Source organism: Pseudomonas umsongensis, from assembly GCF_012647205.1.
GTDB classification, from domain to species: Bacteria; Pseudomonadota; Gammaproteobacteria; order Pseudomonadales; family Pseudomonadaceae; genus Aquipseudomonas; species Aquipseudomonas umsongensis.
On record NZ_CP051487.1, the window covers coordinates 5,657,493 to 5,683,144 of the forward strand.

Sequence of the window (25,652 nt, forward strand, 5' to 3'; positions counted from 1 at the left end):
AACACCGAAACGCAGAACCCCAGTAGAGCGAAAGTCTGATGAAGTTTGTTCAAGCGCGCTGCCACAGTTGCATGACAATTTGATGAATGCCGCTCAGCGGTCGATGCGGTAACTATGTAGTACCACGGGCCTGGGGGATTTTTTTTTAATGGCGCTGGATCAGGAGTGGACTTGCCGCTCCCCGTAGAAGAGCCCTCCACCATGACCGAAAGACTGCTCCCGACGCTGCTGCCCCCAACTCTCCCCACCCCCTCTCTAATCCCCATCCCCGAGTTCTCGACGCTGCCGAGCCATATCGATCAGAGCCTGCTGCAAGGCGCCTTGACCCGTTGGCAAGCATGCAAGGAAGGTTTGCAGGCGCTGTTCGCCGACGCGCCGCGCAGCGAAGACGCCAATGCCTATTGGGATGCCCGCGCCCCCGGAACACCGCTGTCACGGCGTGATCGGGCCAGTCAGTTGTACCGCGAACATATCGAAGCCGCGGCCCAGGTGGCATTCGCCCTGAGCACCGTGAGCGCCGAACAATTGAAACCGTTGTGGTTGGTTTTGGATTCAGGGCCCCAGGCAATGCAGCTGGACGATCAGTTGATCCACTGCGAACACCTGGCGCTGAAGCTGAGCGACAACAGCATCCTCAAACTTCCCGCGGCCTGGGTGATCAGCGTGGGCAACCAGCACCCCGTCGCGCAATTGCTGTACTTGCCGTCTCGACCGGTCCCCGTCCAGGCCTTCAAAGACCGCAGCGACATGGAGCACTGGTTGTCCGCGCAACTACTCGCCCCGCCAGAGCTCCCCAGCCATTACAGGTTTGAATACACGGCCCGGACCGGGCCATTGACGACAGGCATCGCGGACCTGTTTTCGCCCGGACCGCAAGGGCGCCTCGCCGAGGTATTCGCCCAAGCGCCGCCCCTTGAGGACCTGGATCAGACCGAAGGCGTTGGCGATGAAGATCAATCATCGCTATTCGATAGCCTGTCTGCGGATATTCCACTGTCGCTGCGCCAGGCCTCGCTTGGCAAACAGCGTGCGGTGCTCGAAACACTGCTGGGTGAGGCGCTGGACAGTGACCTTCAACAAGCACTTGAGGACACACTCAAGGCGCTGGAAACCGCAGAGCTTGCTGCAGACGCTGCCGCATCCACCTTGCTCTACCGATCGCGCACACTGGACCTGATAACGTTCAATCGTGGCTTCAACGCACTCTACCAGGCACACAAAGACGGCCTGAAGGCCGAGGTGGAACTGCAACGCACGCTTAATCAGCTCGATAGCACGGAACTCGAATTGCTCAGGGGCCTGCTGGACACAGCCGCCGAGCCAGACCCTGACGTTGCATTCGCCAGCCTGATGCTGAGTGTGAGAACAGACGCCGGCGATCCTTTGCCCCATGAGCTCAAAGGGGTGTTTGTGATTGGCCGGACACACGCGCTGTCCGATCCAGAATCCCCTCACAGCCTGCTGCTCTACTGGCCCGGTATTGGCGGCGGCTTGCAACGATTCGCCAACCGCAAGGACCTGGAAGAGCAGTTGTTGAAAATCCAGCGACGGGACCCGGTCCTGGCCCTGCACCTGAAGACCATCACGACCGATCCGCTGTTATACAGCCTCAATCAACAGATCAGCTTTTTCGAAGAACAAGCCGCGCAAACACGCCAGCGCTATCCTGACAGCGGCCAGGCGACACAACGTGCGCAGGCACTGGAAAAGCTGCGCAAACAAACGCTGGCACTACTGCAGGTCCCGGTGAACGCAGCGAGAAGCCTGGCGCTCATGCATATTCTGGAACAGCAGCGCAGCGCCGCGATAGTTGCCAGGCTTCCCACCTGGTTGACGACCTTGGCAGCTCCCGACCGTGCCAGGCTCAAGAGCCTGACCAGCGCTTGTATCCAGGCCATGAAACGCGGCCACGAACAACTGGAAAAAACCCTGGCGCCTCGCGAAGTCTTCACCCGTCGACACCTTCAGGCGCGCCTGCGCCAGGATTTCTCGCTCAAAGGCGACTTCGACGTCCAACTGGACTTGCCCGACTCCGTCACGCTGCAAAAACAACTGACGGACGGCGCGGCTCCCGGTACCCCGCAAAAACTGGTGACGGTGCCCAGTACCGCCAGAAGCAAGATGTCACTCGAAGAACTCGCCCAACTCAACATCGACAACAAGCCGTCGATGCAGCTTGAGCCCTTGTCCTTGCGCCTGGGCTTCATGCGGGTGGAAGTCAAGGCGCCGGACGACGGCGAACGCCAGGCCCTGACAACCGGCATCACCCATGCCTACCTGCGCAAGACGCTGCCGGAACTCGACTTGCCCAAGGTCTACGAACAACTCATCTATGACACGTTCATGGGCAGTCACGGCGAACCGCTGTTTGTAAGGGAACATCGCCGGGAATGCCTGATCGAGCCCTGGCGCCAGACCCTCAAGCTGCAAGGGGAGTGTGCACGCCTGCAACGACACATCGGCCTCGACGACCTGCTCGTCCTGAACGCCGCCATCGACGCCGATACCCCGCAAGCCTGGCTCGCGGGCGGCAAGCGCATCGAATTATTGCCGGCCTACCTGAGCGCGGGCGGCAAGGACACCCCCAACGAGGGCCCGGTGACCTTGTCCGGGGTGACGTTCATTCACGAACAGGTCAGCGGCATGACTTTGCTGTACCTGCCCGACAGTCCCGATGGCCAGTTCCTGCGCCGTCACGACAGCCTCGAAGACGCGCGCAAGGCCCTGTTCAACCTGTGCCTGCGCAGTGAGATGGTCAGCTACCTGGCCGATCGCGCTTTGCAGGGAGACGTGCGGGCTCATGAAAGCCGGATCAACCAGGCCGTCCTCAAACACTTCGACGCCATGATCGGTGTCGGGGCACGCTGGCCGGCGGTCACTTCACTGGCCGCGCACCTGCTCAATACCCAGATGGGACGCCTGATCGAAGCCCATCGCGGCACATCGCGTTCCAACGAAGCGTTATTCCTGGAACGCTACGCGCTCAGCGGACCGAAGGCGTTGAACTACATAAAAATGGCCTTGGGCCTTGTGCCCTACGTGGGCGCAGCCATTGCTCTCTACGATGCCTGGAGCAGCGCCAATCGGGCTGTCGCAGCGCTGTTACGCGCGGACGCGGGTGAAGGCCTGACAGAGATAGAGTCGGTGCTGTTGTCTCTGATCGATGCCGCCATGGACCTCCTTCCCAGTACGATGGGCACCCGATCGGCCGCAGCCGCCCGCACGTTGACGCGTGCTCGTCAGTTAAAGGCGCTTGGCAAAGGCACCCTGGCCTTGCCACCGACCTCAAAACACCAGGCGCGGCACATCGCCCAACGTTTCGCCGGTTACGAGTATGAAAAACCAATCTCCCTCGTCGGGTTGCAACCGGTCGAGCACGGTGTCTATCGCAATGTGTACCGTCATGCCGATGGTGACTTCATCACGCGCCATGGCCGAATCTTCCAGGCTGAACTGAGCAAGGACTCACGCGGCTGGCGACTGAGCGGCACTCATAAAAAAACCTACAAGCAACCCATCGCTCTCGATGAAGCAGGCCGGTGGGACACCTGGTTCGGTGTTTACGGGTCGACTTTCGACGGCGGCGGGCTGGGTGGTGGTGGCGTGCTCGGACATCTGGCGGACACCTTCGACCCGCTCTGGCCGGCCGCCATTCGCGAGCGACTGCCACGCTGGTGGGCCGATCGGGTGTTTCGTCGTCACCATGAATTGACCGAAGCCGCCGATGACTTGGCGCCGCAAATCGAGACCCGGATCCAGGGCACTAACGCAACGCTGAACCGGTACAACAGCAGCCCCGTCGAAGCCCGCCCGGACCTGTTGCCAGCCGCCGATACAGCCTGTCTCAGCGACATCGAAATAGTCAACAGGCACTATCAGACGCTGGTCGAACTGGCGCCCCTGACACATGGCAACAAACGGCGTGTACTCAAGGACATGCAAAGTAATGATGCCCTCGTGATCGCCGATCGCCAAAAGCAGCGGGTCTTTTTCATCAATCATCGAGCTAACCCGCTCATGGACAGGATCGACGCTCTAATCGACCAACTGGACGAGTTACCGGACAACGCGCACGCCGAACGCCTTCGGATTCTGCAAGACATCCGAAAAATTCGCGTCGAACTGATCGGCCACCTGGGGCAGATGGAAACGGCAATGGGCGAGCTCAAGCGGTGGTACGAGCGCATTACGATCAGTACCGAAAAGGCGCAAATGACGCCCGAAGTAACGATGTTGAACGCACGCCTGAGTGAAGCCAATCTGCTTTACTTGAAAACCGGGCATTTGCTGGAAACCGTCCAGCGCTTCGACACGACACAGGATCTCTCCTGGTTCCATCTACAGGCCCAGGTCGACAGCCTGCGGACCAAAGTCGACCGTGCATTGTTTACCCAATACAGCCTGCCGGAAGTCACCGCCAACCGAGCCCAGCGCAATCAGATTCTTCAGGAGTGCCTTGAGCACTATCAGCAATTTCGTCGCGGCATGAACGCCTGGACCGCCAGCTACCCCGGGCACTTTCATCTCGACGCTGTTGCGCCCTTGCTCGAGGGTATCGAGAAAATGGCCGAACGGGCACGCAAGGCTATCGACCAACCGGCTCCAGCCCTGCCCTCCGGGCAACGCAGCAAGAAAATCTTCACCACTGAAGACGACCATCTGTTAATCGGGGTCGAACGCTGGGAGCCGACAACCCAGAAGCACCAATACATCCTGACTGGCCAGGGTGGTGTCCAGGAAACGTGGGAACAGGGTGCAAACGGCAAGTTTCGCTTGCTCAATCCAGCAGCGCCGACCGCTCGTCCCGCGCAAAGGAACCCTGCCGCCATGCTCGAAGACGCCCGTAACCGCCTTCAGTCGCAGCAGGCCTACCAGTCGAAGATCGAAACCTATGCGGCGCAAGACATGCTCCCGGTCGATCTGGAGCACATGATGGTCAGTGAAGCCAGCGAGCTGACGCGGCGGGCGCTGGACATCGAAGCCGTTGTTCCACAGAGCCCCGTCATCGAGCAACTGCGTAACAAGGCGACGGAACTGATCGCCACCGGACGCCAGATGCGTACTCGGCAGTCGCTACTGAGCAAAAACCCTACGGATGGCATGCTCGATGACTTGATTACCCACAACGCTGTGGAGATACGTAAAACCAGCCCGATCAAAAGCCTGCGAAAACGCCCGGGTGGCCGAGCCGACTACCTGCAGGAATACGAAATCTGGGACCTGACCAGCGTCCCGTCCAACGTGTTGTGGTACGCCCATTTTCATTACAGCAAGGCCACACCCGCCTTCGCCGAATTCGAAAAGGCGCACCTGAAACTGCCGCAGTACCGGTATCTGACCCACGCCGATGACGCCACCCTGCCCTATGCCGACATTGGCAAACGGTCAACGGTATTGCGACATTTCGATCAGGCCTGACACGCGATAACGGGAGCGGTTGAACCACTCCCGTTATCGTCCTCAAGCCAGTTGGCTGCGCAGTTGTCGTGCCGCGGCGACCATGTTCACCAAGGCAGCCTCGGTTTCCGGCCACGCCCGGGTCTTCAAACCACAATCGGGGTTGACCCACAGCCGCTCGGCCGGGATCCGCTTGACGGCCTTGCTGATCAATTTGACCATTTCGGCGGTGTCCGGCACCCGTGGCGAATGGATGTCGTAGACACCCGGACCGATATCGTTCGGGTAGTCGAACGCCTCAAAGGCTTGCAGCAACTCCATGTCCGAACGCGAGGTTTCAATGGTGATCACATCGGCGTCCATCGCTGCGATGGCCTCGATCACATCGTTGAACTCGCTGTAGCACATGTGGGTGTGAATCTGCGTTTCGTCACGCACACCGCTGGCGCTCAAGCGGAACGCCTCTACCGCCCACTCCAGATACTCCTGCCATTGCGCCCGGCGCAGTGGCAGCCCTTCGCGGAACGCCGCTTCGTCGATCTGTACGATCTTGATGCCGGCGGCTTCCAGATCCAGCACCTCATCGCGCAGGGCGAGGGCCAGTTGCTGCGCCTGGACTTTGCGTGACACGTCTTCGCGGGGGAATGACCACATCAGCATGGTCACGGGACCGGTAAGCATGCCTTTCATGACCTTGTCGGTCTGGCTCTGCGCGTAGCTGATCCAGTCGACCGTCATGGCTTTGGGACGGCTCAGGTCGCCATAGATGATTGCCGGTTTCACACAGCGCGAACCGTAGCTCTGCACCCATCCGAAGCGGGTAAAGGCATACCCATCCAGCTGTTCGGCGAAGTACTCGACCATGTCATTGCGTTCGGCTTCGCCATGCACCAGCACGTCCAGCCCCAGACGCTCCTGAATCTGCACTGCGTGGCGAATTTCGTGGTGCATGGCATCGGTGTAATCGTTGGCCGACAGCTTGCCTTGCTTGAAGGCCTGACGCGCCAGGCGAATCGAGCCAGTCTGCGGAAACGAGCCGATGGTGGTGGTCGGGAACGCTGGCAACTTCAAGCGTGCGCGCTGTTGCTCGATGCGTTTGGCAAACGGTGAATGACGCTGGCTGTCCGTGGCAACGATGGCGTTGATCCGCGCCTGTACCTGGGCCTTGTGAATACGCGGCGACTCGGCGCGGCTGGTCGCAATGGCACGGCTTTGAGCCAGCGCCGCTTGCACTTTGGGTGCTTGCGGATCATTCAGGGCATCGCGCAGTACCGCGATTTCGCCACATTTCTGCACCGCAAACGCCAGCCAGCTTTTCAGTTCCGGATCGAGCTTGTCTTCACGCTCCAGGTCTACCGGGCTGTGCAGCAGCGAACAGGAGGTGCTGACCCACAGGTTGTCGCCAAAACGCTCTTGGGCAAATTGCAGTTGCGCCAGCACCGGTTCCAGCTCGCAGCGCCAGACGTTGCGGCCATTGACCAGACCCACCGAAAGAATCTTGTAGGTTGGCAGGCGATCGAGCACGTGCAGCAGTTGATCCGGCGCACGCACCGCATCGATGTGCAAGCCTTGCACCGGCAGGCCGACAGCCAGGCCAAGGTTGTCCTGCAGGCCGCTGAAGTAAGTGGCCAGCAGCTTTTTCAGCGGCGAGTACTGCAGGATGTGGTAGGCCCGTTCAAAGGCGTTTTTCCATTCCTGCGGCAAGTCGAGGGTCAGGATCGGTTCATCGATCTGTACCCACTCCACGCCTTGGGCAGCGAGACGCACGAGGATTTCGTTGTAGACCGGCAGCAGGCGTTCCAACAGGTCGAGTTTATCGAAGTCCTGGCCTTTGACTTTGCCCTGCCACAGGTAAGTCAGCGGGCCGATGATCACCGGCTTGACGGTGTGCCCCAGGGCCTTGGCTTCATCGACTTCATCGAACAGCTGTTCCCAGCTCAGCGTGAACTGCTGGTCAGCGCTGAATTCCGGGACCAGGTAGTGGTAATTGGTGTCGAACCACTTGGTCAGTTCCTGGGCGTATTGCTCTGAGCCGTGCTCCGCGCCGCAGCAGCTCGCCGTGGCGCCACGGGCCATGGCGAACAGCGTGTCGAGGGTCGGCAGGCCACGCGCGTCGCGGGTGCTGTCGAAACGCTCGGGGATCACGCCGAAGGCCAGGGAATGAGTCAGTACCTGGTCGTACCAGGCAAAATCGCCGACCGGCAGCAGGTCGATACCGGCGTCTTTCTGCAATTGCCAGTGGCGGGTGCGCAATTGGCGACCGACGCTTTTCAGCGCCTGTTGGTCGAGGTCGCCCTTCCAGTAGGATTCGAGGGCTTTTTTCAATTCGCGGTCGGCACCGATGCGGGGGAAACCAAGGGTGTGGGCTACGGCCATGTCGAATTGCTCCTGGGTAAAAGATGGCGCTATTGTCGACAGCGAAGCCATCATGAGACAAACTCAACCTTTTCGTGTTGATCACAAGTTTTTCTCATGGAGCCCCACGGTGCTTGAAATCCGTCACCTGAAGACCCTGCACGCCTTGCGCGAAGCCGATAGCCTGGTGGATGCAGCCGACCGCCTGCACCTGACGCAGTCGGCGCTGTCCCATCAGTTCAAGGAACTTGAAGAACGCATGGGCATGCCGTTGTTCGTGCGCAAGACCAAGCCGGTGCGTTTCACCAGTGCCGGCTTGCGCCTGCTGCAACTGGCCGACGCCACCTTGCCGCTGCTGCGCGCCGCCGAGCGCGACATCGCGCGGCTGGCCGGTGGCACCGCGGGGCGCTTGCACATGGCCATCGAGTGCCACAGTTGTTTCCAGTGGCTGATGCCGACCATCGACCAGTTCCGCGACGCCTGGCCGGAAGTCGAGCTGGACCTGGCCTCGGGCTTCTCCTTCGCCCCGCTGCCCGCCTTGGCCCGTGGCGACCTGGACCTGGTGGTGACGTCCGACCCGGTGGAGCTGGTAGGGATCACCTATGTGCCACTGTTTACCTATGAAGCGATGCTCGCGGTGGCGAACCAGCACCGCCTGGCCAGCAAGGCCTACATCGTCCCGCAAGACTTGCTCAGCGAAACCCTGATCACCTATCCGGTGGAACGTGACCGGCTGGATATCTTCACGCGCTTCCTGGAACCGGCCGACGTCGAACCGGCCCAGGTCCGCACCTCGGAACTGACGGTGATGATGATGCAACTGGTGGCCAGCGGGCGCGGCGTGTGCGGCATGCCCCATTGGGCGCTGCATGAATACAGCTCACGGGGCTACGTGAAGGCCAAGCGCCTGGGCGAGAAAGGCCTGTTTGCGACGCTGTATGCGGCAATCCGGGCCGACATGCTCGATGCGCCGTACATGCGGGACTTCTTGCTGACGGCCAAGGACACGTCGTTTTCGACGCTGGATGGGGTTAGCGCGGTTCGTTAACCGCCTTGTGGCGAGGGGACTTGTCCCCGCTGGAGTGCAAAGCACTCCCCTGCAATTTTTCAGACAAACATTGCTCGTGGGTATCAGGGCCGCTTCGCAGCCCAACGGGGACAAGTCCCCTCGCCACAAAAGCTGCTCAAGCCATCCGTTTTTGCTCGAGCATCAAGCGCAACGCCAGTGCCGACAACACAAAGCCCATGAAATAACGCTGCAATGCCAGCCAGGTCGGATTGCTGATAAACCATGACGCGATGCCCGACGCGAACAGGGCGATCATCAGGTTCACGCAGAAACTGACGCTGATCTGGGTCAGGCCCAGGACGATACTTTGAGTGAACACCGAACCGTGCTCAGGGGTGATGAATTGCGGAAACACCGACAGGTAGAACACCGCAATCTTCGGATTCAGGGCGCTGGTGAGAAAACCCATGGTGATCAACTTGCGCGACGAATCCGGTGGTAGTTGTTGCGCTTCGAACGGCGAACGCGCTCCCGGCTTGACCGCCTGCCAGGCGAGCCACAACAGGTACAGTGCGCCGGCCCACTTCAACACTTCGTAGGCCATCGGCACCGCCAGGAACACGGCGGTCAACCCGGCCGCGGCGGCGAACAGATGCACAAAGAAACCCGCGACCACGCCGAGCAACGAAGTGACCCCAGCCTTGCGGCCCTGGCAGATCGAACGGGAGATCAGGTAGATCATGTTCGGCCCCGGTGTCAGCACCATCAACAACGCGGCAGCGGCGAAAATCAGCAGGTCTTGAAGCGGGATCATGGGCGAAGTCCTTTGCGTAAATGATCAGGCGGTCGCGGTCAGCGAAGCTCGATAAAACGGCAGGATCAGGTCCCGTGTCAATGGCGCCAGAACGACACCACCGTCGGTACCCGGATCAATCCAGAGCACCTCTTCGATCTCGGCGGCCGGGGACACATCGGTGTCGATGGTCAGCAGAAACAGTTCGGCCTGTACGACAAAACCCGGTTCATTGGCGGCAGGGGCCGAGAACTGCCCGAGGAAAGTGGCTTGCGTCGGATCGATGACCAGCCCCAACTCCTCTTCCAGCTCCCGGGCCAGTGCGCTGGCCGGTTGCTCATGGGCCTCGATCTTGCCGCCCGGTTGCATGAATGCCTGGGTGCCGCGCTTGCGCACCAGCAGCGTACGGCCGTCCGGGCCGATCAACAGGGCGGCGGCGATGTGGATAAGTCCGCAAGATTGGGCAGCAAACGTCGACATGAACAAAGGCCTTTGACTCAAAAGCGCCAAGGATCACATGTCCGCCACCGATTGTGTAGGAGTCGGTTGATCGTTCCCACGCTCCGCGTGGGAATGCAGCCCGGGACGCTCCGCGTCCCAAATCAAAAGCCGAACGCAGAGCGTCCGTTGATGCATTCCCACGCAGAGCGTGGGAACGATCAGTTAACGCGCAGGAATCATCAGCTCCCGCAATCCACAAGCATGTTCGACCAATTCCCCTGGCAACTTCAGCCGCTGATCCTCCAGGTATCGATAATCCCGACGCGCCGCCGTCAACCGCTCCAGGTCCAGCTCCAGTGCAAACTGCCCCTCGTCGCGCCCGGCCTCGAACAACAGCGTGCCCAAGGGATCGACCAACGCACTGCCGCCAGCAAACAACACACCGCCATCGCCCTCTTCCACCCGGTTGACCATCAGTGCAAACGCCTGGTTTTCCTGGGCTCGGGCCATGATCGCCGTGCGGTGAGTGGGACCGTAGGGGTCCATGTTGCCATTGGTCACCAATAACAATTCGGCATCCAGTTGCGCCAGGGCGCGTGCGGTTTCCGGGAACTCGATGTCGTAGCAGATCAGCAAACCAACTCGCACCCCGTTCCACAGGCAGGTGGCGAAGCGATCACCGGCCTCATACACGCCACGCTCCGACGGCCACAGGTGCGTCTTGCGATACTTGAGGGCGATACCCTCGGGGGTAATCAGCAACGTAGTGTTGTAGAACCGGCCGTTGTCGCGCTCGCTGGTGCCGATGACCACGGCAATGTTGCGATCACGGGCGGCTGCGACAATCGCACTGACGGTCGGGCCCTCCAGCGGTTCGGCAACCTCGGCCACGGACTCCGTGCACGGGAAGCCCATCAGGTGGCTTTCCGGGAACATGATCAGTTGCGTATCGGCAGCGCAGGCGTTGATCGCCGCCAGGGCACGTTCGAGGTTGTAAGCCGTGTCATTGTCACGGCCCGCCAATTGGGCGAGTTCGACTTTCATGGGGAGTCCTTGTTCTGAACGCCGGAAAGATTGCCCGGTCGTTGTGTGTGCGCCAGTATGCGCAGCAAGCACGCGGTCGAAAATCACGCCGCCGGGGTAACACGATAGGGGTAGAGGCATGACACTCGCGTTGGACGACATCGCCTGGCACCGCTCGGTCGGGCAATTGATCGATGCCTTGGACAAGCCCAATTTCTGGACGCAGTTGGTGCGCTTGCTGGATCAATACGTGCCCTGCGATAGCTGGGTGGCCTTGCTGTTCAGCGCCGACCAGCACCCACAGGTGTTTGCTGAATGCCCAGGCATTGACGCCAGCCCCGACCCGCTGTTCCAGGATTACCTGCGCGGCCTGTACCTGCTCGACCCGTTCTATATCGCCTGCCGCGAGCAGTCGCGCAGCGGTTTGTATCGCCTGTCGGAAGTCGCGCCGGAGCAGTTCGAACTCACCGAGTACTATCAACGATACTTTCGTGTGAATGTCGTGGCCGACGAAATACAGTTTAATTGCCAACTGGAGGGCGATCGCACCTTGTGCCTGTCACTGGGCAGCCAGCAACGCTTCAGTGCGCAGCAGATTGCCCTGCTTTCGCTGATCCAGCCCTGGGTGCTCGGGTTGTTGCGCCAGCGCATGCCCTACGAGACCAACGAAGTGCTGGCGGCCTCTGCCCCCGCGCCGGTACAAGGCGACTGGCGCGTGCAACTGGAAGCTTCGGTGCAGCAACTCATGGGCGCACAATTGACCGCCCGGGAGCTGGATGTCGGGCGCTTGATGCTCAGCGGCTGCTCCAGCAAGGAAATCGCCCGCAAACTGGAAATCTCGATCGAGACCGTGAAAGTCCATAAGAAACACATGTACAGCAAGCTGGGGATCAAGTCCCAGTCCGAGCTGTTTTCGATTTTTCTCCAGGCACAAAACGCCTGAAAAGATCGCAGCCTTCGGCAGCGCCTAAAAAGGCAAGCCATGCACCCACCTGTAGGAGCTGCCGAAGGCTGCGATCTTTAAAAACCGAGTCCGAACCCAAGGAAACCGTATGAGCCTGTCACTCCTGAGCCGCTACGCCTTCTTTGCCGTCTGCGTAATTTTCACCCTCGCCAGCCTGCCCTTCCTCGATCACGACTGGCTCTGGCCAATCACTGTCGTTACCGGCATCCTCAGCCTGATCGGCATTTTCGATCTACTGCAAAGCCCCCACGCGGTGCGCCGCAATTACCCGATCCTGGGCAACATCCGTTACCTGGTCGAAGCGATTCGCCCGGAAATCCGTCAATACCTGCTCGAATCCGACAGCGACGCCCTGCCCTTTTCCCGCGCCCAGCGTTCGCTGGTCTATTCCCGCGCCAAGAATGAGAGTGCCGACAAACCATTCGGTACCTTGATCGACGTGTACCAGTCCGGCTTTGAATTCATCGGCCACTCGATGCGTCCCGCCCCCTTGAGCGACCCCAGCGGTTTCCGCGTCACCGTCGGCGGCCCGCAGTGCACCCAGCCGTATTCGGCGTCGGTGTTCAACATCTCGGCCATGAGCTTCGGCTCGCTCAGCGCCAACGCCATCCGCGCGCTGAACCAGGGCGCCAAGCTCGGCAACTTCGCCCATGACACCGGTGAAGGCAGCATCAGCCCCTATCACCGCGAACACGGCGGCGATCTGACGTGGGAGCTGGGCAGCGGATATTTCGGTTGCCGCACGGCCGACGGGCGCTTCGACCCGGAACGCTTCGCCGCTCAAGCACGAACACCTCAAGTGCGGATGATCGAAATCAAGATGAGCCAGGGCGCCAAGCCGGGCCATGGCGGGATCCTGCCCAAGCACAAGGTCACTCGGGAGATCGCCGACACCCGCGGCATTCTGATGGGCGAAGACTGCATCTCGCCGTCACGCCACAGCGCGTTTTCCACGCCGATAGAGCTGATGCATTTCATCCAGCAATTGCGCGAGTTGTCCGGCGGTAAACCGGTGGGCTTCAAATTCTGCCTGGGGCATCCGTGGGAGTTCATGGGCATCGCCAAGGCCATGTTGGAGACCGGCATTCTCCCGGACTTCATCATCGTCGACGGCAAGGAAGGTGGCACCGGTGCCGCGCCCGTGGAATTCACCGACCACATCGGCGTGCCGATGCGCGAAGGTTTGTTGTTCGTGCACAACACCCTGGTGGGATTGAACCTGAGGGACAAAATCAAGCTCGGCGCCAGCGGCAAGATCGTCAGCGCGTTCGATATCGCCAGCGTGCTGGCCATCGGCGCCGACTGGGCCAACTCGGCGCGCGGGTTCATGTTCGCCATCGGCTGCATCCAGTCGCAAAGCTGCCACACCAACAAATGCCCGACCGGCGTCGCCACCCAGGATACGTTGCGACAGCGCGCGCTGGTGGTACCGGACAAGGCCCAACGCGTGTACAACTTCCATCGCAACACCCTCAAGGGCCTGGCCGAGATGCTCGCCGCCGCGGGCCTTGAACACCCATCGCAGCTGTCGGCCAAGCACTTGGTACGGCGCATGTCGGCGACCGAGATCAAACTGTTCTCGCAGCTGCATGTGTTCCTTAAACCAGGAGAGTTGCTGACCGGTGAAATCAATGGCGAGTTCTACTCGCGGATGTGGCAGATGGCACGGGCGGACAGTTTCGAGCCCAATGAGGTGGCGGCGGCCTGACCTTCGCGGCCCCGACATTGCGCGTCACCAACGCAGCGATTTGATCGGGGCCGGCTCCTTCATGACGATGAAGCCGTAATCGCCAATCAGGTAAATCCGGTAGAACTGGCTTTCCACCAGCGGTGTGTAGTCTAGATAACCCACCCGTGTCGCGTTGCGTCGCTCCTTCTCCGCGACCACGTTGGTGATGCCCACTTTCGGCAGGTTTTCAGCCAGCATGTAGAAGTCGACGTTCAGGAGATAATGCAACACCGGCAGTTGCTTGAACGAACCCGCGGCTCCCAGCAGCCAGTGATCGGAATAGGTCACCGACATGTAGATGCGTTTGGCCTCACGCAAGGGTTGATGGCTGACAATGTCGCGTTCAAGGCTATTCAGCGCACTGCTGGCGAAGGTTTTCTGCACCGTCAGGACCCGGCCATAGGCAAACGACAACGACAGCATGGCCAGCAGCGGTACCAGCAACAGCAGCGGCAGGCGGTCATGCAGCATTGCCAGCGCCAGATGACTCAAAAAGAACAGCAGCACCAGTAACACCGCAAACCCCATCAAGGTCCTGGCGCCTTCGTTGAAGTCGCGAAAGAACAGCGCGACACCGGACACCAATAACACCACAACCGGTACGGACAGAAGACACAGCAGGCCGATCAGGAGCTTCTTCGATCCGCTGTCCTTACGCTTGATAATCTCCAATGCCAGACAAACAGCGCCGGCAACGGCGCACAGCAACAACCCGGCAGACACCCAGGAAAATCCGCCATGGAACAGCAGCACGACTTTTTCCAGCACTCGCGCGATGTTCATGTGGATTTGCAGCAAAGGCTGCGTTCCCCCGTTGAGCAGCAACGTGCGGTCCTGTCCCATGAAGGGAAATGCACTGACGCAGTAAATCAGCCAGCCGAGAAGCAGCTGGGCGATCCTCCAGCCGATCAAGCCGCCCCACCGCTCCCAGGCCACTTGCTCATTGACTGCCCTGAGCACTTCCAGACAGCACAGGCCAAGAAACACATTGATGCTGACTTGATACAAGCCCAGCGCCAGCGCGATCAGGAAGGAAGGCACCAGCCATTGCAAAATACGTGAAGGGTGATGAAACGTGATGGCGTAGATCACCGCCACCACGCTCAGTGTCATGACCGGACCGTCGTATTGATAGGTCAGGTTTTGCAGGAAGAACGGGTTGTACCAGAGCGGCAACAGCACCAGGCAACAGGCAACGGTCGGTTGGCGGAAGTGATGAAAGGTCAGGCTGGTCAGTGCCCAGGACATGACCAGGGTGGCGATCAACAGCGGCAGGGGAAAGATGTTCGGCGCGCCGTTGCTGAAGGTCAGCGCTTTGTAGAACAACTCGGCGAACAATCGCCCTTCCTTTGCCCAGGCCATACCGGCCGAGAGCGAACGCCAGTTGTCATCGATGTAGGGAAAATCCGCGAGGATCAGCGGCAGGACATACACAAAGGTTGCGAACAGAAAAAACAGCCAGGCCTGGCGGCGAGTGAGTTCCTTGATGAAGAAATCGCTGAACCTGCCCATTTAGGGTTTGCGCCTGTCTTTGCCGCCAACGATGTCCTTGATCACATAGCGCGGCCGGTGCTTGGCTTCGATGTAGATCCGGCCGACGTATTCGCCGAGGATACCGATGCCGATCAGCTGCACACCGCCGAGAAACAGGATAGCAGTCATCAACGAGGGGTAACCGGGCACGCTGTTCCCAAAGAAAATCTTGTCCAGCACCATGTACACCGCGTAGAGCACCGCAAAAATCGAAATCCCGCCGCCGACGTAAGTCCACAGGCGCAGCGGCACGGTGCTGAACGACGTCACACCCTCCAGTGCCAGGTTCCACAATTTCCAGACGTTGAACTTGCTACTGCCTGCCACACGCTCGGCCCGCTCGTATTCCACCACCACCGTGTTGAACCCGGCCCAGGACAACACGCCTTTCATGAACAGTTGATGCTCGGGCAAGGTCCGGATCACGTCCACCACCTTGCGGTCCATGAGCCGGAAATCACCGACGTTCTCTTCGATCCGGGTGTAGGAAATTCGATTCAACAGGTGATAGAACAGCGCCGCGCTGTGGCGCTTCAAGTAACTGTCGGAGGTGCGGTCGCGGCGCTTGGCCAGAACCACGTCCGCGCCTTGTTGCCATTGTTCGATCAACAGCGGGATGACACTGATCGGGTCCTGCAGGTCGACGTCCATCGGGATGACCGCATCGCCGCTGGCATATTCCAGCCCGGCAAACAGCGCCGGTTCCTTGCCGAAATTGCGCGAGAAATTGATCAGCATCACCTGTTCGTCCACCTGCGCCAGGGCCGCGGCCTGTGCGGCGGTGCCATCGGTGCTGCCGTCATTGATAAACACGATCTCGACCTCGGCACCGTCGAGTTTCAACTCACGTCGTACCGCCTGGTAAAACAGGTTGATCGCCTGTTCTTCGTTGAACACCGGGACGATAAGCGAAACCTTCATGAATCACGCTCACGAAACACCACGTATTTGGAAAACAGGAAACCCAGTACCAGGCTCAGGCCGGAAAACAACGCCACGGTCAGCAGGCCATGCAAGCGCCAGACATCGCCGGCATGACCGACGCCGAAGCTGAGCGCACCCATCGCCAGCATGAACGACAGGTAGCCGCCTACCGACGCCTTGGCGTCAAAGGTATAGAGCGCGTTCATATAAAAGGAAAACGAGGCCGCCACGCAAAAGGCCGCCAGGTTACTGGCCGCTTGCGTGAAGCCGGCAGCCACGCTCAATAGAAAAAAGATCTGCCAGTGAATCAGCGTGTTCGCAACGCCAATCACCGTGTAGCTGGACAAGCCTTTGCATGAAAGCCTCATGTAACGCTCCTGCGACAGAACGCTGAATACACAGGTATTTGAGCTTGTCTACTGTCAGAAATCGCAGGTCGGCCAACCTTTCAGACCAGCGGTCAGGACTTGCAATCAGGGCAGGAGACATTCCGAAATACCCCGCCTTTGCAATTGCCGGCGAATCAGTCCACCCTGCGCGCCGCCAATATGTGGCGCGCAACTTTTTGCGCCTTTGGCTAATCCTTTGTTCAATACCTGTCTACGAGCCTGACGTCATGACGCTAGCGCGCGATCACCGGATCGATTTTTTTCGCGGCCTGGCACTGATCTTCATTTTCTGGGATCACGTGCCCCACAACCCTTTGGGTCAAATCACGCTGCGCAACTTCGGGTTCAGCGATGCCGCCGAAGTCTTCGTGTTCCTCGCCGGTTACGCGGCCGTACTGGCCTACGGCAAAGTCCTGGCGCGCGAAGGCTTTTTGATCGCCTGTGTGAAAATCCTGCGCCGCGCCTGGGTGCTCTATGTGGTGCACATCTTCCTGCTGGCAATGCTGATGGGCATTGTATTTTTCGCCAACAGCCACGTGGAAACCCGCGACCTTGTGGAAGAAATGGGCATGCATCATTTCATCAGCGACCCTCAGCAGGCCCTGATCGATGAGTTGTTGCTGCGTTTCAAACCGAACCTGATGGACCCGCTGCCGCTGTATATCGTGCTGCTGGCGGGCTTGCCGCTGGTGCTGCCGATATTGGTACGCAAGGCCTGGCCGGTGGTGGCGGTGTCCTTTGCGCTGTACATGACGGTGCCGTTGTTCGGCTGGAACCTGGCAGCGATCAAGGATGGCGTCTGGTACTTCAACCCCGTGGCCTGGCAACTGCTGTTTGTCCTTGGCGGTGCGGCGGCGATGCATGCTCAACGCCCTCGCGTGCCCGATACCCGGCCGCTGGTGCGCCAGCCGTTGTTCATGATGGCGGCGGTGTATTGCGTAATCGCCGCGGTGCTGACCATCGCCTGGCGCTGGCCTCAAGTCCACGACGCCCTGATGCCCGCCAGCCTGGGCAATCTGCTGTACCCGATCAGTAAGACCAACCTGTCGCCTGTGCGTCTGCTGCACTTCCTGGCGTTGGCCTACGTCACCGCGAAACTGTTGCCCAACACCGGCTGGACGCAAAACTGGCTGGCGCAGCAGAGCTGTCGCATGGGGCGTTTTTCGTTGGAGATTTTCTGCCTGGGCGTGTTGCTGGCGCCTCTGGCGGACATGCTCAATGCGCTGACCGACGATGCGTTCGCCATGCAGATTTTTACCGCGTTGGTGGGGGCCGGGTTGATGGCGTTGCTGGGGGCGTGGCTTGAGTTCAACAAGCGCTTGAATCGACCGGCTTCGGCGGTAGCCGCCTTGTAGGAGCTGGCTTGCCAGCGAAGGCACCCGAAAGTGCGGCGCAATGCCCAAGGACGCCTTCGCCGGCAAGCCGGCTCCTACAGGATGAAAAAAAGCCCCGATCAATTCGATCGGGGCTTTTGCATTTCAGGCGTTACGATTTACGAAGCCGAACGCACCGCACCCTGCGCGATATTGGTCGGTTGCAGCTTGAACACGTAGAACAATACTGTCAGCATCACCAGGAACGCAGGCCCCACATACAGGGCCACGCGCGTGTCCGGGAAATACGCCATCAAGCCGACCACCAGCACAAGGAATGCCAGAGCCAGGTAAGAGCTGATCGGGTACAGCCACATGCGGTACTTGAGGCCGGCTCGCTCGCTGGCGCTCAGGCCTTGGCGGAACTTGAGCTGGGCCAGGAGGATCATCACCCAGGTCCAGATCGCGCCGAAGGTGGCAATCGCCGTCACCCAGACAAACACCTTCTCAGGCACCAGGTAGTTGAGCAACACGCCCAGCAGCAGGGCGCCAATCGACAGCAGCAAGGCGCGACGCGGCACACCATTGCTGGAAGTCTTGGCAAAGCCGGCCGGGGCCTGCCCGTTCTGCGCCAGGCTGTAGAGCATGCGCCCGGTGCTGAAGATACCGCCGTTACAGGACGACAGCGCAGCCGTGATCACCACGAAGTTGATGATGCCCGCCGCAGTTTTGATGCCCAGACGCTCGAAAGTCATCACGAACGGACTGCCCTGGGTACCGATTTCGTTCCACGGGTAGATCGACAGGATCACGAACAGCGCACCGACGTAGAACAGCAGGATCCGCCAGAACACCGAGCCGATGGCGCTGGGAATGGTCTTCTGCGGGTTCTTCGCTTCACCGGCGGTCAGGCCGATCATTTCCACGCCGAGGTAGGCGAACATGACCATTTGCAGGGACATCAACACGCCCTGCACACCGTTTGGCATGAAGCCGCCGTGGGTCCAGAGATTGGAAATCCCCAGGGCCACGCCATCGTTGCCGAAGCCGAATGCGATGATGCCGATGCCACCGAACACCATCGCAATGATGGTGACGATCTTGATCAAGGCGAACCAGAACTCGAACTCACCGAAAGCTTTCACCGCAATCAGGTTGATCGAACCCATGCTGACCAATGCCGCCAGTGCCCATATCCAGCGCGGCACATCAGGGAACCAGACGCCCATGTACACCGCCACGGCTGTGATTTCCGCGACACAGGTCACCAGCCACAGGAACCAGTAGTTCCAACCGGTCAGGAAGCCCGCCAGCGGGCCGAGGTAGTCTTGGGCGTAACGGCTGAACGAGCCGGCGACCGGGTTGTGCACGGCCATCTCGCCGAGCGCACGCATGATCACCAGGATGGCCAGGCCGCCGATGATGTAGGACAGCATGATGGCCGGGCCAGCCATTTCAATGGCCTTGGCCGAACCCAGAAACAGACCGACGCCGATACAGGCACCGAGTGCCATCAAGCGAATATGCCGTTCGCCGAGTTCACGTTTGAGCGGGCCGCCCTGAGCGGTCTCGCCGTGGGGCAGGTGATTGCCTACGGGCATGGGTACAACCTCGTATTGTTATTGGATATATCCACCGAGTGGCGAAGCGTTGACCGATAAGCCATCGCCTGCCTTGACCGACTCTGCTTCGTGGGCAGAACCGTCTTGCAGTCCGAAACCTGCGAGATCAGCGGGGGGTGCAGTATAAAAAGCTCGCGACAGAGATTTTCACTCTATAAACCACAAAAATCAGGTGTAAATCTCGGCGAAAGCGGTATCCACGGAGATGGATTATCTGGGTCTTGTAGGAATTTTCGCTTTTTGAAACGGCGGCGAGTATTGCACGGTATTGGTGCGTCGTCATGCCCCGCTAAACCTCTCGAGGGCTCTGGATCAACCCTGTAGGAGCTGCCGCAGGCTGCGATCTTTTGATTTGCTTTTAAAAGACAAGATCAAAAGATCGCAGCCTGCGGCAGCGCCTACTAAGCTTCAGACAAGTCCGATCAATCTGCGTGAATGGATCAATCGACTATGGGCGCTTTACAGCAAACCGATTCGAGTACAACCGTGGTCCAGACTGAACCTGTGGATGAAGCGCCAATACCTGAAAAACCCCCTCGCAGTCGCGTCAAGCACGGCTGGAAAGCGTTTTGGCTTTTGTTAGTAATCATTGCGATTGTCGTGGGTCTGGCGGCGGCCAAGGAAATGCGTACCTCGAGGTTTCAAGCCAGGGAGGTCAGCAAGTTTGCCAAGACCCTGAGTTATGAACTCAAACCCGGTCCCAGCGACGCCATTCACTACCCTGGCGCGGGCCCATTCGACCTGCGCCTGGGTTACAGCTCGCTGGACGAATTTCTGCCACGCCTTATCAAGCGTGACTACGTCATTTCTGCCCAGACCCGGTTTTCCAAGGCTTTGATGGACTACACAGACAAGGGCCTGTTCGTGCCTTATGCGGAGAAAATCCAGGCTGGGCTGTCAATCACCGATTGCCGCGCCAACCCCTTGTACCAATACAAGTATCCGCAACAGCTCTATTCCAGCTTCGAGGCGATCCCGCCGGTGGTGGTCAACAGCTTGCTGTTCATCGAAAACCGCTTTTTGCTCGACCCTAGCCAGCCCCTCGCCAACCCGGCGGTGGACTGGCCACGGTTCGGCATGGCGGCGTATACCCAAGTCGCCAAGATGCTGCACCTGCCCGGTCAATCGGCGGGTGGCAGTACCCTGGCCACGCAACTTGAGAAGTATCGACATTCACCCGATGGGTTGACCGTCTCGGGTGGGGAAAAAATTCGCCAGATGATTTCCGCCACCGTGCGCGCCTACCAGGATGGCCCGCAAACGCTCAAGGCTCGGCAGAACGTGGTGCGCGACTACCTCAATAGCGTGCCGCTGTCGGCGGTGCCGGGCCACGGTGAAGTGCATGGCATGGCCGAAGGTTTGCGCGTGTGGTATGGCGCCGACTTCAACAAGGCCAACGAAACCCTGGCGAGCGACGCCACGGATCCAAAAAGCATGGCGGAAAAAGGCCTGGCCCTGCGCGAGATGCTGTCGTTGATGATTGCCCAGCGCCGCCCGTCCCATTACTTGACCAAAGGCCACGTTGAACTGGCCGACCTCACCGACAGTCACATTCGTTTGCTGGCACAAAACGGCGTGATCGATGCGCCCTTTGCCGCCGCGGCCCTGGCCAGCAAAGTCACGTATCGCGACTGGGCGACCCAACCGACCATTCAACCAATCGAAACCAACAAGGGCATCAGCGTGGCCCGCAGCCGCCTGGCCGGGTTGCTCAATCGTCCATTGTACGATCTCGATCGGCTTGACCTCTCGGCCACCAGCACCCTGCAAGGCGAGCTGCAAACCCAGGCCACAGCCTATCTCAAACGCCTGGCCGACCCGGCCTATGCCGCTGAAATCGGCCTGATGGGCGAACGCTTGCTGACCCCCACCAGCACCACCCAGGTGCGCTACAGCTTCACACTGTTCGAGCTGACACCGGATGGCTCACGGGTGCGGGTCCAAACCGACAGCACCGATCAACCGTTCGACATCAATGAAGGCAGCAAGCTGGAACTGGGCTCCACGGCGAAAATGCGCGTGCTCACCACTTACCTGCAGATCATTGCCGAGTTGCATGACAAATACGGCGAGATGTCCGTCCCGGACCTGAAGAAAGTCGAGATACCGGAACAGGATCGCCTGAGCCGCTGGGTGGTCGATTACCTGATCCAGAACAAAGACCACAGCCTGCAACCCATGCTCGGCGCCGCGCTGGATCGCAAGTATTCCGCCAGCCCCGGCGAAGCATTTTTCACCGGTGGCGGCTTGCACACGTTCAATAACTTCCGCAAGGAAGACAATGGTCGCAACCCGACCCTGCGCGACGCCCTGCGGGAGTCGATCAACCTGCCGTTCATTCGCCTGATGCGCGACCTGGTGCGCTACACCACGTACTCCGGCCCCAACAACCGGGCCGAATTGCTCAAGGACGACCGCGACCCTCGCCGCCAGGAATACCTGGCTTCGTTTGCCGACCGCGAGGGCACGTCGTTCCTGCTCAAGTTCTGGAAAAAATACAAGAACAAGGACACCCAGGCGCGGCTCGAGACCTTCCTCGACAGCATGCGCCCGACCCCGATCCGCCTGGCCGCCGTGCACCGCTACCTGCTGCCGCAGGCCAGCCAGCAGAGCTTCAACACCTTTGTGCGCTCGCACCTCACCGGCGAAAAATCCAGCATCGACAAGGAAAAACTCACTGACGAGCGCCTCGAACGCCTGTACCTCGCCTATGGCCCCGGCACCTATGACTTGCCCGACCAGGGCTTCATTGCCAAGGTCCACCCGCTGGACCTGTGGCTGATGGGCTATTTGCTAACCCACCCGGACGCCACGTTCAAGGACATCGTCAAAGCCAGCCAGTTCGAGCGCCAGGAAGTCTATAGCTGGCTGTTCAAGAGTCGTCACAAGGGCGCGCGCGACAACCGCATCCGCACCATCCTGGAGATCGAAGCCTTCCTCGACATTCACCAGCGCTGGCAGCAAGTGGGCTATCCGTTCGATCACCTGGTGCCTTCGCTGGCCACCGCCATCGGTAGCTCCGGCGACCGTCCGGCCGCACTGGCCGAGCTGATCGGCACCATCCTCAACGACGGTGTGCGCATGCCGACGTTGCGCATCGACAGCCTGCACTTCGCAGCGAACACGCCCTATGAAACCAAACTGATCAATGACCCGGACGTCGGCAAACGGGTGATGCCGTCCGAGGTTGCCAAGGCCATGCGCGAAGCCTTGTCACAGGTGGTGGACGCCGGTACGGCCAAGCGCGTCGCCGGTAGCTTCACCACGCCAGACGGCAAGCCGCTGGCCATGGGCGGCAAGACCGGCACCGGCGACAACCGCATCGAAGCCATCGGTTCGGGCGGCCGGATTCTTAGCTCGAAGTCGATCAACCGGACGGCGACCTTCGTGTTCTACATCGGCGACACCCATTTCGGCACCCTGACCGCCTTCGTGCCGGGGCGCTCGGCCGAAGCGTTCAAGTTCACCTCGGCGTTGCCGGTGCAAGTGCTCAAAGGCATGGCACCGATCCTGACGCCGTACCTGCAACCGGGAAGTCACACCGAATGCCTGCCTGTTGAAGTCGCCCGACGCTGATCGCGGGTGGTCATTCGGTTATTTTTGGCAGACCTCGCCCTGAAGGCCGTCACGCCTTCAGGGCACGCGTTATCTATCCCACTTCGGAATCCCAGATCACGGTGATATTGCCCCTGAATTTGGAAGCTTCGCCTGCCTTGATCATGTAGTCCACGTAATAAGGTGCAACTTCGAAATGCAGGGTGCCGGGCGCACGATCTACATAAAAGCCGGGTTTGAATTCCTGGGCGTTCACCTGTCCGACATGCAAAGGACGACGAGTGACCGGTTGACCACTGAGATCCGTCAAGCCGTTGGGCAAGCTGACGCTCAGTTGCACCACGGCGGCTCGCTTGGAAACGGGGTCGCGAATCATGCAATCGAAAAGTCCGGTGATTTCGCACTGAAGCTGCATCTTGAAACGGCTAGACGAGGAAATGTTGAAGGTTTGATCGCGAAACAACCGGGTTGGTTTGCGCCCCTGGGTCAGCCAGGACTGCCAGCCTCCCGGCGGAACGAGCTCCACTTGGTTGCCGCCAGGGGGGATATCCACCTTCAAGGTGTGCTCGACATTCAAAGCGAAGTTGAGCGTTATGAGGTTGTCGTCAGGCAACATCAAATCGCCCATGTCGAAATCCTGTTGGGGCCCGACCGAGTAGTTCAAGACCCCCCTATAGGTGCCTGCCGACATCTTGAGTGGGTTAGGCGTGATCAGTTCGTAGGTGAACCCGGTGTTCTCGTAAGCGAACTGGTAGTCTTCAGTAATGTCCTTGTAGGCCTGCTTGGCACAGACACCCGCGTCGGCCGGCACTCTCCAAAAAAACGCATAGTACGTGGCATTGCCGTAGCCTACCCCGCCGTAACGACACGGCGATGGCGCATTGACCCACGAACTGTCCCAGACACCTACGGGAAGCGGGCTTTTAATTCTGTAAGCAGCGCCGATGCCGTTAACACGCATTCTTACCGTCTCGGTTTCACCGGTGCCATCGTGAATGACCGTCAGGTCCTTCCATGACGACGGTACCTTGAACATGGCGCCCTTACGTTGCTCATGCATCGCCTGAATCAGCCCTATCGACCTGAAGCGAATGGGCAACGCAATACTGAAAACGCCGTCTTCGCAGTATTCAGGATGGTCCCCGCAATATCCGCCCTGAGGCGTTGTATTGATAAAGGCATTTTTCATCGGGTTCGCCGGATCGGGACGGAACACTGCGGTCATATCAACGGTGGCCGCGATGGCGGATTGCATGAACGCACACGCCAATACCACACCGCTCAGCGGGATGATTTTTCTGAGCTTTTCCATAATTACTGCACTCCTTTTCCAGGCTCGGGATCAAGCATCGGGCAACACCGCATTAAAAACCATGTTGACGCTGCCAAAGTACCTGCCGGGCTTGTAAACCCCGTTGGCAGGCGGCATCGGGAGAATTTCCAGCAACACGCGTTTTCCGGGTGCTGCATCGGTCAGGGACACCACTTCGCCGCTCTCGTGCTCGCTCAACAATTTGCCGTTGAACAGCACACGCAAGGCGATGTCATCGGCATCGGTGCCGTTAGACAGATAGGGTCGGCCGTCAAGCCGCGCTTCAATCGAGCCTGCAACATTCTTCACATCGAAGTACTTGCGCAGGCTGCCCAGTGTCGACGTCGCCAGCCTCCACGGCAGTTGCTGCTCGCGATGAATCCAGCCCGGGTCTGAGGGGATGACGTAAAACGCCGGGGTCGGAATGGTCACGAACACGTCGAAGGTGTGCTCTTCCCGGGCGGCGAAGGCACCCGCGCTCGCCCCCATCACGGCGGCCGACAACAAGACCTGGATCAGTTTCCTGTTCATGGGTCAGCCCTTCACGTCGAGATTTTTGCTGCGTTCACCTTCGACCAAGGTGAAGCGGTATTCGCGACCGGCCTGCTTTTCGAACTCAAAAGTGCGACCTGCGAGGATGTGATGCTTGGTCGTGGGCTGGCAGTCCTGATCGTTTTTGACCGCGCAGTCCTTGAACTCATCGATCACCACAACGGAGTTGCCGTTGTTGCGGATCCGATAGGTGCTTGTGGCGTTTTCAACCGCGCTGTCAAAGCGTGTTTCCTTGGGCCGCACGAAAAACACCGCGCCATAACCTGCCAGCACGGTGACACCGGCGGACAGCGACTTTTTGTAGTCTTCCTGTTCTTCGCTGGACAGCGCGAACGCGTCTTCCTTCTCCGGCACCACCGGTACAAAACGCACCCTGAAATACCGCTCCCGGTCACGCTCGCCCATGTACAGCAAACGCGTGCCCTGCATGCCGTTGGCCGGCACGATCAACCGCGCCGGGCTGGCCATCAAGCCGTCGCGGGAGCTGCCATCGGCATTGGATTGAAGCGGTACTTCCTGCGACTTGCCATCGGCGTCGTAGAGAATCTCGAGGATGTTGACCTTGACGAATGCCGTACTGTCGCCGCCATTGAACACACGTTTCAGGAAGGTGCTTTTATCTCCGTCCAGATAGTCGTAGACGGTACCGATATTGATGCTCGGGCTAGCGTGAGCCGTTTGGGTGAACAAACAAAAACCAACTAATACCAACAGACGTTTCATCGTCCCTACCTCGTTAAT

At 59.6% G+C, this 25,652-nt stretch carries 17 protein-coding genes; 6 read left to right on the forward strand and 11 right to left on the reverse strand.

What is annotated here, in order from left to right:
* The first annotated feature begins 201 nt into the window (after nucleotides 1–201).
* On the forward strand, nucleotides 202–5,418 hold the full coding sequence (locus HGP31_RS25525; RefSeq protein ID WP_168758885.1) for a dermonecrotic toxin domain-containing protein: 5,217 nt from the start codon (nucleotides 202–204) through the stop codon (nucleotides 5,416–5,418).
* 42 nt (nucleotides 5,419–5,460) lie between these two features.
* Here HGP31_RS25525 and metE read toward each other — a convergent pair whose 3' ends face one another.
* Nucleotides 5,461–7,773, reverse strand: coding sequence for a 5-methyltetrahydropteroyltriglutamate--homocysteine S-methyltransferase (gene metE, locus HGP31_RS25530; RefSeq protein ID WP_168758886.1), 2,313 nt, complete (start codon nucleotides 7,771–7,773; stop codon nucleotides 5,461–5,463).
* A gap of 109 nt (nucleotides 7,774–7,882) precedes the next feature.
* On the opposite strand from metE, the gene metR reads away from it, so the two are divergent.
* Complete coding sequence (gene metR, locus HGP31_RS25535) at nucleotides 7,883–8,800, forward strand: transcriptional regulator MetR (protein WP_020800752.1); 918 nt, start codon at nucleotides 7,883–7,885, stop codon at nucleotides 8,798–8,800.
* A 136-nt stretch (nucleotides 8,801–8,936) separates the two neighbouring features.
* Here the strand turns inward: metR and HGP31_RS25540 are convergent, their stop codons facing one another.
* From HGP31_RS25540 to HGP31_RS25555, 3 genes are all read right to left on the reverse strand, one after another.
* Nucleotides 8,937–9,575 carry a LysE family translocator gene (locus tag HGP31_RS25540; RefSeq protein WP_033043244.1) on the reverse strand — a complete coding sequence of 213 codons (639 nt, stop codon included), beginning with the start codon at nucleotides 9,573–9,575 and terminating at the stop codon, nucleotides 8,937–8,939.
* 24 nt (nucleotides 9,576–9,599) lie between these two features.
* Nucleotides 9,600–10,034 (reverse strand): NUDIX hydrolase, encoded by a 435-nt coding sequence (locus HGP31_RS25545; protein ID WP_168758887.1) that lies wholly within the window; start codon nucleotides 10,032–10,034, stop codon nucleotides 9,600–9,602.
* Between the two features lie 183 nt (nucleotides 10,035–10,217).
* Complete coding sequence (locus HGP31_RS25555; RefSeq protein ID WP_168758888.1) at nucleotides 10,218–11,039, reverse strand: carbon-nitrogen hydrolase family protein; 822 nt, start codon at nucleotides 11,037–11,039, stop codon at nucleotides 10,218–10,220.
* A 118-nt stretch (nucleotides 11,040–11,157) separates the two neighbouring features.
* Between HGP31_RS25555 and HGP31_RS25560 the strand changes: the two genes are divergently transcribed.
* Entirely contained in the window at nucleotides 11,158–11,961 is an 804-nt protein-coding gene (locus HGP31_RS25560) for a helix-turn-helix transcriptional regulator (RefSeq protein WP_168758889.1), read from the forward strand.
* Nucleotides 11,962–12,070: 109 nt separating this feature from the next.
* Nucleotides 12,071–13,690 (forward strand): FMN-binding glutamate synthase family protein, encoded by a 1,620-nt coding sequence (locus tag HGP31_RS25565; RefSeq protein ID WP_168758890.1) that lies wholly within the window; start codon nucleotides 12,071–12,073, stop codon nucleotides 13,688–13,690.
* 24 nt (nucleotides 13,691–13,714) lie between these two features.
* Here the strand turns inward: HGP31_RS25565 and HGP31_RS25570 are convergent, their stop codons facing one another.
* Genes HGP31_RS25570 through HGP31_RS25580 form a run of 3 tightly spaced genes read right to left on the reverse strand, consistent with a single transcriptional unit; the run spans nucleotide 13,715 to nucleotide 16,536 of the window.
* The gene (locus HGP31_RS25570) at nucleotides 13,715–15,223 is read right to left on the reverse strand and encodes a glucosyltransferase domain-containing protein (protein WP_168758891.1); all 1,509 of its coding nucleotides are present in this window, start codon (nucleotides 15,221–15,223) and stop codon (nucleotides 13,715–13,717) included.
* On the reverse strand, nucleotides 15,224–16,165 hold the full coding sequence (locus tag HGP31_RS25575; protein ID WP_168758892.1) for a glycosyltransferase family 2 protein: 942 nt from the start codon (nucleotides 16,163–16,165) through the stop codon (nucleotides 15,224–15,226).
* Nucleotides 16,162–16,536: a GtrA family protein gene (locus tag HGP31_RS25580; protein WP_020800893.1), complete on the reverse strand. Its 375-nt coding sequence runs from the start codon at nucleotides 16,534–16,536 to the stop codon at nucleotides 16,162–16,164. The genes HGP31_RS25575 and HGP31_RS25580 overlap by 4 nt, the downstream gene beginning before the upstream one ends.
* A gap of 248 nt (nucleotides 16,537–16,784) precedes the next feature.
* Here HGP31_RS25580 and HGP31_RS25585 point away from each other — a divergent pair, with 248 nt between their 5' ends.
* Nucleotides 16,785–17,912 (forward strand): OpgC family protein, encoded by a 1,128-nt coding sequence (locus HGP31_RS25585; RefSeq protein ID WP_033045130.1) that lies wholly within the window; start codon nucleotides 16,785–16,787, stop codon nucleotides 17,910–17,912.
* Between the two features lie 137 nt (nucleotides 17,913–18,049).
* Here the strand turns inward: HGP31_RS25585 and HGP31_RS25590 are convergent, their stop codons facing one another.
* Nucleotides 18,050–19,471 carry an amino acid permease gene (locus HGP31_RS25590; RefSeq protein WP_168758893.1) on the reverse strand — a complete coding sequence of 474 codons (1,422 nt, stop codon included), beginning with the start codon at nucleotides 19,469–19,471 and terminating at the stop codon, nucleotides 18,050–18,052.
* 471 nt (nucleotides 19,472–19,942) lie between these two features.
* On the opposite strand from HGP31_RS25590, the gene HGP31_RS25595 reads away from it, so the two are divergent.
* Nucleotides 19,943–23,068, forward strand: a complete 3,126-nt coding sequence (locus tag HGP31_RS25595) for a transglycosylase domain-containing protein (protein ID WP_168758894.1) — start codon at nucleotides 19,943–19,945, stop codon at nucleotides 23,066–23,068.
* Nucleotides 23,069–23,141: 73 nt separating this feature from the next.
* Here the strand turns inward: HGP31_RS25595 and HGP31_RS25600 are convergent, their stop codons facing one another.
* From HGP31_RS25600 to HGP31_RS25610, 3 genes are read right to left on the reverse strand one after another with little or no spacing between them, the layout of a single operon-like run.
* A complete protein-coding gene (locus HGP31_RS25600; RefSeq protein WP_168758895.1) occupies nucleotides 23,142–24,359 on the reverse strand; it encodes a hypothetical protein in 1,218 nt (405 codons plus the stop codon).
* A 30-nt stretch (nucleotides 24,360–24,389) separates the two neighbouring features.
* Nucleotides 24,390–24,890 carry a CS1 type fimbrial major subunit gene (locus tag HGP31_RS25605; RefSeq protein ID WP_168758896.1) on the reverse strand — a complete coding sequence of 167 codons (501 nt, stop codon included), beginning with the start codon at nucleotides 24,888–24,890 and terminating at the stop codon, nucleotides 24,390–24,392.
* A 3-nt stretch (nucleotides 24,891–24,893) separates the two neighbouring features.
* Complete coding sequence (locus HGP31_RS25610) at nucleotides 24,894–25,634, reverse strand: hypothetical protein (protein WP_020797447.1); 741 nt, start codon at nucleotides 25,632–25,634, stop codon at nucleotides 24,894–24,896.
* Nucleotides 25,635–25,652: the final 18 nt, after the last annotated feature.

Coding starts and splice junctions, on each gene's coding strand:
- HGP31_RS25525 (WP_168758885.1), top strand. CDS start 202: ATGACCGAAAGACTGCTCCCGACGCTGCTGCCCCCAACTCTCCCCACC.
- metE (WP_168758886.1), bottom strand. CDS start 7,773: ATGGCCGTAGCCCACACCCTTGGTTTCCCCCGCATCGGTGCCGACCGC.
- HGP31_RS25540 (WP_033043244.1), bottom strand. CDS start 9,575: ATGATCCCGCTTCAAGACCTGCTGATTTTCGCCGCTGCCGCGTTGTTG.
- HGP31_RS25545 (WP_168758887.1), bottom strand. CDS start 10,034: ATGTCGACGTTTGCTGCCCAATCTTGCGGACTTATCCACATCGCCGCC.
- HGP31_RS25555 (WP_168758888.1), bottom strand. CDS start 11,039: ATGAAAGTCGAACTCGCCCAATTGGCGGGCCGTGACAATGACACGGCT.
- HGP31_RS25560 (WP_168758889.1), top strand. CDS start 11,158: ATGACACTCGCGTTGGACGACATCGCCTGGCACCGCTCGGTCGGGCAA.
- HGP31_RS25565 (WP_168758890.1), top strand. CDS start 12,071: ATGAGCCTGTCACTCCTGAGCCGCTACGCCTTCTTTGCCGTCTGCGTA.
- HGP31_RS25570 (WP_168758891.1), bottom strand. CDS start 15,223: ATGGGCAGGTTCAGCGATTTCTTCATCAAGGAACTCACTCGCCGCCAG.
- HGP31_RS25575 (WP_168758892.1), bottom strand. CDS start 16,165: ATGAAGGTTTCGCTTATCGTCCCGGTGTTCAACGAAGAACAGGCGATC.
- HGP31_RS25580 (WP_020800893.1), bottom strand. CDS start 16,536: ATGAGGCTTTCATGCAAAGGCTTGTCCAGCTACACGGTGATTGGCGTT.
- HGP31_RS25585 (WP_033045130.1), top strand. CDS start 16,785: ATGACGCTAGCGCGCGATCACCGGATCGATTTTTTTCGCGGCCTGGCA.
- HGP31_RS25590 (WP_168758893.1), bottom strand. CDS start 19,471: ATGCCCGTAGGCAATCACCTGCCCCACGGCGAGACCGCTCAGGGCGGC.
- HGP31_RS25595 (WP_168758894.1), top strand. CDS start 19,943: ATGGGCGCTTTACAGCAAACCGATTCGAGTACAACCGTGGTCCAGACT.
- HGP31_RS25600 (WP_168758895.1), bottom strand. CDS start 24,359: ATGGAAAAGCTCAGAAAAATCATCCCGCTGAGCGGTGTGGTATTGGCG.
- HGP31_RS25605 (WP_168758896.1), bottom strand. CDS start 24,890: ATGAACAGGAAACTGATCCAGGTCTTGTTGTCGGCCGCCGTGATGGGG.
- HGP31_RS25610 (WP_020797447.1), bottom strand. CDS start 25,634: ATGAAACGTCTGTTGGTATTAGTTGGTTTTTGTTTGTTCACCCAAACG.